Origin of the sequence: Arthrobacter sp. K5 (assembly GCF_040448525.1) — a bacterium.
Lineage (GTDB): Bacteria > Actinomycetota > Actinomycetes > Actinomycetales > Micrococcaceae > Arthrobacter > Arthrobacter globiformis.
In genome coordinates, this window is the sequence record NZ_CP159279.1 from 1,430,792 (window position 1) to 1,442,251 (window position 11,460).

Below are 11,460 nucleotides of genomic sequence, written 5' to 3' on the forward strand. Positions count from 1 at the left end.
CGGCCGGTGAACAGGAGGCCAAATCCAAACGACGTGATCTGCGTCTCCGCCAAGGCGAAAGGCCGGCCCATCCCCTTTTGCGGGGAGGGCCGGCCTCTTCTCACTCGGCTGTCGGTCAGCTGCTGGGGGACGGGGTAGGCGTAGCTGACGGCGACGTCGGGGTGCTGGCCGTTCCGGTACCGGCAATCCTCGCCTCGGCATCGAGCGCCTTCTTCAGCGCATCCGACAGTTTCTTCTGCTCGTCGCCGTACGCCGCGAAGTCGCCCTTCGCCAGCGCTTCCTGGCCCGCCTTGATCGCGGCGTTGGCTTCGTCCAGGGCCGCCTTCAGCGCCGCCCTGGCATCCGCCGAGCCCGTTGAAGGCGGCGTGGTGCCCGGAGACGTCGGCGTCTTGCCGTTTGTCGCGTCTCCGGCCTGGGCCCCTGACCGGCCGCCGAACAGCTGGTTCAGGGCCGCATCCAATGTGGGAGCGAAGCCGATCTTGTCACCGAACGCCACGAGCACGCGCTGCAGCGTCGGGTAGGACGTCTCGCCTGTGGACCGCAGGTACACGGGCTGGATGTAGAGCATTCCGCGGCCGGCAGGAAGCGTCAGCAGGTTGCCGTTAAGCACATCCGAGGCACCCTGGCGCAACAGGTTCAGCGCTTGGGAGACCGTGGGGTCCGAGTTGAATTTGTTCTGCGCCTGGCCGGGGCCGGGAACCTGGGCTTCCGGCGGAACCTGCAGGAGCCGCAGCTGTCCGTAGCTTTCCGCCTTCACGCCCTTCTTGGAGCCCGCGTCGGAATCGGCCGCGAGGAACCCGTAGAGGACGTTGCGGGCGTTGTTGTTGACCACCTGCGGAATGTAGGAGGAGGTGAGTTGGAACGCGGGGGCCTTCTGGTCCGGCATCTGCAGCGACATGTAGAACGGAGGCTGCTTCACTTCCTGGGACACGGTGGGATCGTTCGGAACGCTCCACGCGTCGTCGTTCTTGTAGAAGCTCACGGGATCGGTCACGTGGTAGCGGCCAAGGAGCTCACGCTGCACCTTGAACAGGTCCTCCGGGTAGCGGACGTGGCTCATGACCGCGGCCGACATCTCCGAGTAGGGCTTCAGGGTGGAAGGGAACACCTTCTGCCAGGCCTTCAGGAGCGGATCCTGGTCATCCCAGGCGTAGAGCGTGACGGAACCGTCGTACGCGTCCACAGTGGCCTTAACCGAGTTGCGGATGTAGTTGACGGAGCTGTTGGGCAGCGCCACGTTGCGCCCCGCGGTGGTCTGTGAATCCGTAGTGGCGTCGGAAAGCTGTTCCTGCTGCGAGTACGGGTAGTACTGGCTGGTGGTATAGCCATCGACGATCCACTTGACCCGTCCGTCAACGACGGCCGGGTAAGCATTGCCATCGACCGTCAGGTACGGCGCCACCTTCTGCACGCGTTCCCGCGGGTTGCGTTCGTACAGGATCTGGGAGGCTTCGTTCACGCCGTCGGACAGCAGCAGGTCAGAGGACTGGAACTTGATCGAGTACAGGACCTTGTTGAAGAAGCTGCCGACGTTGGGGCCGCCGTTTCCGGTGAACGTGTACTGTGTCTCGCCGCCCTCCCTGGAGGCCGGACGGTCCTGTTCGCGGGGCGAGGCGCCTTCCGGCGCGCCCACGATCGAGTAGTCCGGGGAGTCCTCACCGAAGTAGATCCGGGGTTCGTAGGTCTTGTCGTTGCCGAGGACGCCGGTGGACGGGATGCCGGACTGCAGGAACTCCGGCTTTCCGTCGGCCGTGAACTTGTTGCCCTTCGCGGCAACAACACCGTAGCCGTGGGTGTACACGACATGGCGGTTCAGCCAGGACTGTTGGTCGGCACTCAGGCCGTCCGGGTTCAGCTCGCGCACGGCGATGACGGTGTCCTGCATCTTGCCGTCCACCATGTACCGGTCGACGTTGAGCGCCTTGGGGAACTGGTAGTACGGGCGGAACTGTTCAAGCTGTGAGAAGGCATCCGAGATGAGATTCGGATCCAGGAGCCGGATGTTTGCTGTGGTCTGCGCGTCCGGGGCAAGGGCGCCGGCCGTGGTGGTGGTGGTGGCGTTGTACCGCTCCACCTTCACCTGGTCCAGGCCGTAGGCTGCCCGCGTCATGCCGATGTTGCGCTCGATGTACTTCCGTTCCAGGGTCTGCTCGGAAGGGCGGACCTGGAACTGCTGGATGACCCACGGGTAGACACCGCCGGCCAGGATGGAGGTGATGACCAGCATCGCCGTACCGATGACCGGAAGCCGCCATTTGCCGATGACGGCTGCGACGATGAAGAGGATGGCGACGAGGGCCGCCGCCACGGCCAGGATCGCCTTCGTGGGGATGACGGCGTTGACGTCGGTGTACAGGGCGCCCGCCCAGCGGCCGCCGCTGTTCTGCAGTGCTGAGTAGCGGTCCAGCCAGAAGTTGATGCCCAGCAGGATCAGGAATGAGGCGCCGGTGACGGCGAGGTGGATCTGCGCGGCGCGGCTGGTGAAGATGCCGCGCTCCATGATCCTGATGCTGCCGTAGAGGTAATGCGTGAGAATGCCCGCAATGCCGGCCACGATTGCCACGCTGATCAGGAACCCGGTGACGAAGCCCAGGAACGGCAGCGTCATCAGGTAGAAGCCGATGTCGAGCCCGAACTCAGGATCCTTCTGGCCGAAGGACTCCTGGTTGAAGAACAGCATGACCTTCTGCCACTGGCTGGAGGCGGCGCTGCCGGCGAAGAGCCCGAACAGCACGGGCAGCCCGACCATGACCACCCGCCGGACGGGTTCCAGCTGCGCCTGGTAGCGGTTGAGGTTATCCCGGATTTCGGAGTCCGGCGCGTACACCGGCCGGGCGTGGTACGCGATGCGGATCGCATAAAACACGGCCGCGAACATGAGGAGGAAGCCGGCGGCAAAAATGCCGATCCTCGCCAGGTTCTCCGTCAGGAACACCTGGAAGTAGCCCAGCTGCTGGTACCACAGGACGTCCGTCCACACATTGGCGAAGAAGATGAACCCGACAACAACCAGCGCAACGACGATGAGCGTGGGCGTCAAAGCACCGCGCCTTGTCTGGAGTTTTCCGGGCGGGGTGGGGCTGGCAGGACGGGACAAACTCGTACCTCATAGCTTTTTAGTTGCTGTTCTTTAATTTTAAGTTGTGGAGGGCCTGCATGGCGCCGGCACCGGCTGTCAATTAGTGCCACGAGCGGACCGGAGCCTTAGTTCCTCGATTTAGTCTAGTTGTTGGTGCAGCCCGGAAGTCCCGACGTGTCGGCACCCTTGGCGGCCAGCTCCACGGCGGACTTTGCTTCGTCCAGGTTTTCCACCTTGACCACCTGCAGCCCGTCAGGAACATGCCCCACAACCTCCGCGCAGTTCGCCGCCGGGGCCAGGAACATAGAGGCACCGTCAGCCCGGGCACCGTGCATCTTCACCGCGATACCGCCGATCGGGCCAACCACGCCGTCGGGGCTGATGGTGCCGGTCCCCGCGATGTGCTTTCCGCCGGTGAGATCCCCGGGCGTCAGGGTGTCCATGATGCCCAAGGCGAACATCATCCCGGCACTCGGGCCGCCCACCTTGTCCAGGGAAATTTTCACGTCGAACGGGAAAGTGAAGCGGTACTGCAGAAGTACGCCCAGGATGTACCGCCCGGAGGGGTTCTTCGCCGGCGTCACGGTTTCCGTGATCTGCTTGCCGTCCCGGCTTACGACGACGACGGCGGGCTTCCCCTTTCCGGCGGCGAGTTCTTCCTGGATCACCTCCAGTGACGTGACAGCTTTGGCGTTGATGGACGTGAAGACGTCACCCTTCTGCAGCTTGCCCTGCGCGGCCGAGCCCTCGGACAGGTCCGCCACTTCAAGCTTCTGCTCGTAAGGAATTTCGAGCCCCTTCAGGGCCGCCGCCACAGCGTTCTCCTGCGACGTGGCCATGGCCACGGCACTCTCCTGCTGCGATTCCTCCTTGGTTACGCCCGTCGGGAAGATCAGTTCCTCGGGGTACACCGCCTTGGAGTCGTCAAGCCACGCCGAGAACGCCTCAAAGACGCTGACGGGACCGTTGGGACCGCCGTCGACATAGACAGTGGTGAGATCGAGGTTTCCCTTGGCCGGGAATGTCTCACGGCCGGAAACGCTGATCACGGGCTTCGTATTTTCCATGCCCAGTGTGTTGAATGTGGGCCCGGGCGATTCCACCACATACGGGACCGGCAGGACCGCGGCCGTCACGCCCAGCCCGAGCGCAAGAAGCCCGGACAGTGCCATCGCGGAGATGCGGGGATCCCTCCCCCGGGCGCGCCGGGACCGTCGGGAATCCTCAGTTCCATCGGGATTCCCGCCACCGGCGGCGGGCGCCGGGGACTCCTCTGCGGGCTGGCCGCCCTTGGTAATCGTCACTGAAGGACCTCTCCGCACCGCGTCGTTCAGCGCTGCACCGCGGCCGCAGCCCGGCGGACGGCCGGGCGCAGCCTACATACGTTCCGGCTTCTAACACTACGCGTCCCGGCCTGGCGTTAGCTCTTTGCCTACAGCGAACGTCCCTGCTTTCGGCAGACAGCCGCTCCCGCACAGGGGTAGCGTGAAAGTTGATTAATAGTCACACACCGACGATCGGCGGGATCATGACCTCCAATCCACTCAATCCGTCCAACGGCGACGAAAATCCAAAGGATCCGCTGGCGGAGATGCTGCAGAACCTCATGGGCGGCAAGGGCCTGGGTGACATCGACCCCGCCGAACTGGCCAAAGCCGCCGGGCTGCCCAACGATCCCAACCTGCTGGCCCAGATGTTCTCCCAGGTGCAGGCCATGATGAGCGCGCCTTCGGAAGGCCCCGTCAACTGGAAACTCGCCCACGACAACGCCCGCCGGGTGGCCGCCGGCAGCTCCGACCCCTCCGTAACGTCCGCACAGTCCCGCGAAGTGGACGAGGCGCTGCGGCTTGCAGAGCTCTGGCTGGACCAGGTCACGGACCTGCCCGCTACCGGCCTCATCGGCAAGGCCTGGTCCCGCGCCGAATGGGTCGAGGAAACACTCGGCACCTGGAAGCGGCTGACGGAGCCCGTGGCCAACAGCGTGGCCAACGCCCTCTCCACCGCCATGACGGAGCAGATGCCGGAGGAGATGAAGTCCATGATGGGCGGCGCCTCGTCCATGCTGCAGAACGTTGGCGGCGCCATCTTCGGCATGCAGCTGGGCCAGGCCATCGGAGCACTCTCCACCGACGTGGTTAGCTCCACGGACATCGGCGTTCCGCTGGCCGACCTGGAGATGGCGCTGCTTCCCGGCAACGTGGCCAAGTTCGGCGAGGGGCTCAGCCTGCCCGAAAACGACATCCGGCTCTTCCTTGCCGTCCGCGAGGCGGCACACGCCCGTCTGTTCGTCCAGGTTCCGTGGCTTCGCGGGCACCTGCTGGGCGCCATTGAGGCCTACGCCCGCGGCATTCACATCGACACGTCGCGGATCGAGGAGCTCGCCCGGGACCTTGACCCGAGCAACCCGGAGGGTATCCAGGAAGCCCTGTCGCAGGGCGTCTTCATGCCGCAGCGCACGCCGGAACAGGACCAGGCACTGCAGAAGCTGGAGACCGCGCTGGCGCTCGTCGAGGGCTGGGTGGACGAGCTCACCGCTGCGGCCACGGAAAAGGTTCTTCCCTCGGCTGCAGCGCTGCGCGAAACGGTCCGCCGCCGCCGCGCCACTGGCGGCCCTGCGGAACATGCGTTCGCGTCCCTCGTCGGGCTGGAGCTGCGGCCCCGCCGCCTCCGCGAAGCCGCCACACTGTGGGCATCGCTCAAAGCCGAGCGCGGCATCGAGGGCCGCGACGCCATCTGGAAGCATCCGGACCTGCTCCCCACGGCCGAGGATCTTGACGATCCCAAGGGGTTCAGCGAACGCCGCAAGCTCGCCGAGGCCAGTGACAGCGAAGTGGACGACGCCCTCCAGAAGCTGTTGAACGGCGGTTTTGACAGCCCGGCCGACACCGAAGGCGATAAGGCCGACGGCGAAAAGAATGACGACGGCGACGAGGGCGACGCTCCGAAGAGCTAGCCGGACCCGCTGGTTGAGCGGGGGAAGCCCAAGTTTCGAAGCTCAACCGGCGGTCTTTAAAGAGCCGGTTCCTCTGCTTCGCCGGGCGCCAGACCGCGCGACGTGGCAAACGACACGCCCTCCAGGAAAGCCTTGGCACGTTCCGTTTCGGGGTAGGCCTCCAGCAGTTTCCAGAACGCCGCGTTATGCCCGGCCACCAGCAGGTGCGCCAGTTCATGCAGCAGCACATAGTCGATGACCCACTGCGGCATGGGCCGGAGCTTGTCTGACAGCCGGATGGACCCGTCCGAAGGGGTGGCCGAGCCCCAGCGGGAGTTTTGGTTGCTGACCCACCGGACCGACGTCGGGGCCGACCTGCCGCCGAGGTACCTGGCCGAAAGCTCCGCAGCGTGTGCGGCCAGCGCCGCGTCCGAGGAAGGCCGGCGCCCCGCACCGCTGGAACGCTTCTCCCCCTGGGTCCGGAGCTTCTCCAGCATCCGGTGAACCCAGTCCGCTTCCTGCGCCCTGCTGAAGTGGGCGGGGATTGCGACGACGGCGGTACCGTTCTCCCAGAAGGCCGCGACTGTACGGCGGCGCCGCGCGGAGCGGCGGACCTGTACCGGCGCCCCGTCGTGGGTGGTCAGGGGCGTGGGGGTCTCTTGTTTTCCTGGCATCAGAAGGTGCTGCTTTCCGTCAGCACCGCGAGGACTGCTTCGCCGTACCGCTCCAGTTTGGACGGGCCAACGCCGGCAAGCTTGGCCAGTTCCTCAAGGGAGGACGGCCGGGCCTCGGCGATGGCGGTGAGGGTTGCGTCGGTGAAAACCACGAAGGCCGGGACGTCGGCGGACTGTGCCACATCCTTCCTCCACTCACGGAGGGCGTTGAACGTCTGCTCTTCATAGCTGGGCGGGCACTGGCTGCAGCGCCCCACCTTCCGCTCGGCCCCGCTGGCCAGCATGCTGCCGCAGACACGGCAGGATGCGGGGGCGGCCGCCTTGCGGCGCGGCGCTGCTCCCCTCCCCCGGGCGGCAGAGCTTGCCACCGAGTCCGGGCGCAGCCCGTCGAGGAAGCGGGACGGCTTCCGGTTGGCGCGGCCGCCGGGAGTCCGGGCGGTGGACCAGGAGAGGGACAGGTGCTCACGGGCGCGGGTAATGCCCACGTAGAGCAGCCGGCGTTCCTCGTCCACCGCGGCGGGAGTATCTGCAAAGGAGATGGGCATGAGGCCTTCGCTCATCCCCACGAGGAATACTGCGTCCCATTCAAGGCCCTTCGCCGCGTGCAGGGACGCCAGCGTGACCCCCTGGACGGTCGGGGCATGCTGGGCAACAGAGCGCTCCTGAAGCTCGTTGACGAAGTCAGCCAGGCCGAACTGCGGCCCCCGGTTCTGCGCCAACTCGTCCGCCAGGGCCACCAGCGCGGCAAGGGATTCCCAGCGTTCCCGCAGGGCGCCGCCACTGTGCGGGGCGGTGTCCGTGTAGCCAAGTGACGCCACGATGTCGCGCACCAGCTGCCCGAGCGGCTGGGGCTCGGACTCGGAAACGGCACGGGTGGCTGCCCGGAGTTGGAGGATCGCGTCACGGACCTCCTTCCGGGCAAAGAACCGCTCGCCGCCGCGCAGCTGGTAGCCGATCCCGGCGGACGCCAGAGCCTGCTCATAGGCTTCTGACTGGCCGTTGGTGCGGAACAGGACGGCGATCTCACTCGCCGGCACACCGTCGTCGAGGAGGGCGCGGATCTTGCCCGCGACCGTTGCAGCCTCGGCTTCGTCGTCAGTGCATTCGGTGAATTGCGGCTGGGGTCCCGGGGTCCGCTGGGCCACCAGCTTCAGGGGCGCGGCCCACGCGGCGTCTGCCGCCGGACCGCCGCTCCGCCGTGAGGCCAGCAGATCGTTGGCCAGCTTGACCACCTGCGGAGTGGACCGGTAGTCCCGGACCAGCTTGACCACGTTCGCGTCCGGGTACTGGGCCTTGAATCCGAGGAGGTGCTTCGGGGACGCTCCCGTGAACGAGTAGATGGTCTGGCTGGCGTCACCCACGACGCACAGCTCGTTGCGGCCGCCAAGCCACAGTTCCAGGAGCCGCTGCTGCAGCGGGGAAACGTCCTGGTATTCGTCCACCACGAAGTGCCGGTACTGCTCCCGGACGGTCGCTGCCACCTTCGGGTCTTCCTGCAGGATGCCCACCGTAATCAGGAGGACGTCCTCGAAGTCGATGACGTTGCGGTCAGTTTTGACGTCCTCGTAGGCCTGGAACACCCGGGCCACGGCTGTGAGGTCAAAGCCTCCCGGCGCGCCCCTGTCCTGCGCGTTTTCCAGGTAGTTGGCGGGGGTGAGCATGGACACCTTGGCCCACTCGATTTCGGACGCCAGGTCCCGGATGGAGGCACGGTCTGTGGTCAGCCGAAGCCGGCGGGCGGCCTCGGCGATCATCTGCGCCTTGTGGTCCAGCAGGTTGGGCAGCGCCCCGCCCACCGCCTGCGGCCAGAAAAACTGCAGCTGCCGCAACGCGGCCGCATGGAACGTTCTGGCCTGCACGTTTCCGACTCCGAGGTCGCGGAGCCGGCTGCGCATTTCCGCTGCCGCGCGCGCCGTGAACGTGACCGCCAGCAGCCGCTGCGGGCTGTACACCCCCGAGTGAACGCCGTAGGCGATCCTGTGGGTGATGGCACGGGTCTTGCCGGTGCCGGCTCCGGCGAGCACGCAGAGCGGGCCGGTCAGGGTGGTGGCCACTTCCCGCTGCTCCGCGTCGAGTCCGCCAAGGATCCGGTCCTCCAGGGAGGCATTGCCATCAGGAATTTCTGTCGTCACTTCTTGCTGCTTGCTTTTATGGGGATGGATGGGCCGCTCCGCCATGGAGACGTCGACGGGAGGTGTGGTGCCGCGCGGGCGTAACTGGTCAGCCGTCCGCCGGACGGTCCTGGATCACGCCGCCGTACCAGTGCTCAATGAGGGACCTGGCGATGGAGAGCCTGGTGGAGATGACGATTTCGCCGCTCAGTACGGCCTCCTGGACTTCCTCCCGGCTGAACCAGCGAGCCCTGGTGACCTCGACGCCGTCGGGCTTTGCTTCTGTGTCGTCGGTGACGGCTGTAAAGCCGAGCATGAGGGACGCCGGGAACGGCCATGACTGGGAGCCGAGGTACTGGCACGATTTGACCCGCACGCCCACCTCTTCCTGGATTTCCCGGACCACGGCCTGTTCGAGGGACTCCCCGGGCTCGACGAATCCGGCTAGTGTGGAGTAGTTCTTTGCGTCCAGTGGACCGCCGCCGCCCAGCAGGACACGGCCATCCGGGCCAACCACCGTGACGATAATGGCCGGGTCTGTGCGCGGGTAGTGCTCGGAGTTGTCAGCCGGGCACCGCCGGACCCATCCGCCGGCCTCCACATTTGTGACGGTGCCGCACCGCGGACAGTGGGTGTGGGTGGCATGCCAGTTGGCAATGGCACTGGCCTCAACGAACAGTGCGGTATGCGTCGCATCCAGTTGCGCGGCGACGTCCCGGAAGCCTTCCCAGGTGGCTCCGGCGGGCAAACCGGCCGGAGCGGGATCCACCGGTTCCGGCAGGATGAAAAGCAGGACGCCGGTTCCTGCGGGAAGGTCCTCGGAGCCGAGTGCCGCGCCGAGATAGATGATGTGCGCCGGACTGGACGCCGATCTTTCGAGCCGGTCCAGCAGCGGGCCGGCCTCTGCCAGGACGAGCGCGTCTCCGTGGACGAGCGCATGCCGGCCGGACAGGAGCATCGCCTTGGCGGTTCCCTCCGCCAGCAGGTCCGGAACGAGGCCGGGCCTCATCCGTTCAACCGACCCCCTGTTGACCATTGCGGGCCGAACCGGCAGCACGGTGTCGAAGAGATGGTTGGCAGGCAGTTGGCCTACCGGCAGCTGATGTTCCGGCATGGTGCCCGCCGCTTGACCGACCGGCGCAGCGGCCTCCGCATGACTCATGTATCCACCGTACTGACTCGCAGTGACAATTTACATTTCGGGAGGGCACCGGCAGGCCCGGACCGTGCGTCTCCGCTTTCCCCGGGGCATCCATATTTGGGCGGATCTCAAGACTCGCCGCGACACATCATTGTCTTGGACGCCGCTCAATCTACCGTGGAAGCGTGAGAAGAGAACCAATCGAACTGGCAGCTGTGGCCACCGCGGCAGTCCCCGGACTGAGCCCGACCGCTGTGAGCTCTGCCCCGGATGACCCGGCAGACTTTGATTCGGCCCTCCTTCTTGATGCCGAAGGCAAGCGCTGGCGCGTCCGCTCGCCCCGGCACGCCGAAGCAAGCACCAGGCTGGAGACCGAGTTCCTGGTTCTGCGCGCCTTCGCGCCCGCCATCCGGGCCGAACTGCCGTTTCTCATGCCGACCGTGGCCGGCACCGTCCGGCAGCAGAACCTGACCACCTTCGTGTACTCCCACCTGCATGGCGCCACGCGCACCGTCGAAGAGCTGACGGCCGGTCCGCAGGAGCTGGCGAAGGAGATCGGAACGGCGCTGGCGGCCATTCACGACCTGCCCCGGACGCTGGTGAGCAACGCCGACCTGCCCAGTTACACGCCGAACGAGTTTCGCCAGCGCAGGCTCAACGAACTCGACCAGGCCGCGACCACAGGCAAGATTCCGGCGCTCCTGCTCCGCCGCTGGGAGCACGCCATGGAAGACGTCTCACTGTGGCGGTTCAACCCCTGCGTGGTGCATGGTGACCTGCACGAGGACAACCTGCTGGTCGAGGACCACCGCGTCACTGCCGTCACCGGCTGGACCGACCTGCGGATCGGCGACCCCGCCGACGACCTCGCCTGGCTCGTGGCATCCAACGAGCACGAATTCGTCGACTCCGTGGTCAAGCACTACACCGCAAAGCGCCGTGACGCGCCGGACAACCACCTGCTGCGCCGGGCCGCGCTATCGGCTGAGTTTGCGCTGGCCCAGTACCTCGTCAAGGGCATCGCAGCAGCCGACGCCGACATGATCGCCGAGGCCGAAGGCATGCTTTCCACGCTGGCCGACGACATCGCCGAATATGGCGGCCAGCCCATCAGCGTGGAACCGCTGCCGCCGGCCCAGCCCGACTCCCCGCCAACCGGCCAGGCACCGGCTTCACCCGGCCTCGTTGACGCCTCCGCAGCCACCGACATTTCCGAGGCCATGCCCGCCGTGCACGTCATGCCAATCCCGGTTGACGTGAAGCCCCTTCCGGTCGAGGTGGCGCCCATCCCGGCCGACGCGGAGGACTCCGGGGAGAACGCAGACCAGCCGTCAGGGCAGGACGCGCCGCAGGGCGCGGCGGACGACGCTGGCGCATCCGACGAAGCCGGCGCGGACGGGACACAGGACAGGGAACAGGAGGATGCCCCGGCCGCGAAGCCCTCAGGCGCCGACACGTCCACCGTCGCCCTCACGGTGGTCGACGCCAAGACGACCTAACCGGAAGGTCTTGCCAGCGGGCGG

At 66.5% G+C, this 11,460-nt stretch carries 7 protein-coding genes; 2 read left to right on the top strand and 5 right to left on the bottom strand.

Annotated elements, in window-relative coordinates:
* Nucleotides 1-115 precede the first annotated feature (115 nt).
* Together ABRP34_RS06390 and ABRP34_RS06395 are read right to left on the bottom strand one after the other, a co-directional pair.
* A complete protein-coding gene (locus tag ABRP34_RS06390; RefSeq protein ID WP_083839688.1) occupies nt 116-3,097 on the bottom strand; it encodes a UPF0182 family protein in 2,982 nt (993 codons plus the stop codon).
* Between the two features lie 125 nt (nt 3,098-3,222).
* The gene (locus tag ABRP34_RS06395; RefSeq protein ID WP_353712625.1) at nt 3,223-4,383 is read right to left on the bottom strand and encodes a S16 family serine protease; all 1,161 of its coding nucleotides are present in this window, start codon (nt 4,381-4,383) and stop codon (nt 3,223-3,225) included.
* A 224-nt stretch (nt 4,384-4,607) separates the two neighbouring features.
* Here ABRP34_RS06395 and ABRP34_RS06400 point away from each other — a divergent pair, with 224 nt between their 5' ends.
* On the top strand, nt 4,608-6,032 hold the full coding sequence (locus ABRP34_RS06400; RefSeq protein WP_353712626.1) for a zinc-dependent metalloprotease: 1,425 nt from the start codon (nt 4,608-4,610) through the stop codon (nt 6,030-6,032).
* A gap of 56 nt (nt 6,033-6,088) precedes the next feature.
* Here ABRP34_RS06400 and ABRP34_RS06405 read toward each other — a convergent pair whose 3' ends face one another.
* From ABRP34_RS06405 to nudC, 3 genes are all read right to left on the bottom strand, one after another.
* Nucleotides 6,089-6,685, bottom strand: coding sequence for a M48 family metallopeptidase (locus ABRP34_RS06405; protein WP_353712627.1), 597 nt, complete (start codon nt 6,683-6,685; stop codon nt 6,089-6,091).
* Entirely contained in the window at nt 6,685-8,817 is a 2,133-nt protein-coding gene (locus tag ABRP34_RS06410; protein WP_353712628.1) for an ATP-dependent DNA helicase UvrD2, read from the bottom strand. Before ABRP34_RS06410 ends, ABRP34_RS06405 begins: the two co-directional genes overlap by 1 nt.
* Before the next feature lie 88 nt (nt 8,818-8,905).
* Nucleotides 8,906-9,958 (bottom strand): NAD(+) diphosphatase, encoded by a 1,053-nt coding sequence (gene nudC, locus ABRP34_RS06415; protein WP_353712629.1) that lies wholly within the window; start codon nt 9,956-9,958, stop codon nt 8,906-8,908.
* 164 nt (nt 9,959-10,122) lie between these two features.
* Here nudC and ABRP34_RS06420 point away from each other — a divergent pair, with 164 nt between their 5' ends.
* Nucleotides 10,123-11,436 carry a phosphotransferase gene (locus ABRP34_RS06420; protein ID WP_353712630.1) on the top strand — a complete coding sequence of 438 codons (1,314 nt, stop codon included), beginning with the start codon at nt 10,123-10,125 and terminating at the stop codon, nt 11,434-11,436.
* Nucleotides 11,437-11,460 lie beyond the last annotated feature (24 nt).

Coding starts and splice junctions, on each gene's coding strand:
- nudC (WP_353712629.1), bottom strand. CDS start 9,958: ATGAGTCATGCGGAGGCCGCTGCGCCGGTCGGTCAAGCGGCGGGCACC.
- ABRP34_RS06400 (WP_353712626.1), top strand. CDS start 4,608: ATGACCTCCAATCCACTCAATCCGTCCAACGGCGACGAAAATCCAAAG.
- ABRP34_RS06405 (WP_353712627.1), bottom strand. CDS start 6,685: ATGCCAGGAAAACAAGAGACCCCCACGCCCCTGACCACCCACGACGGG.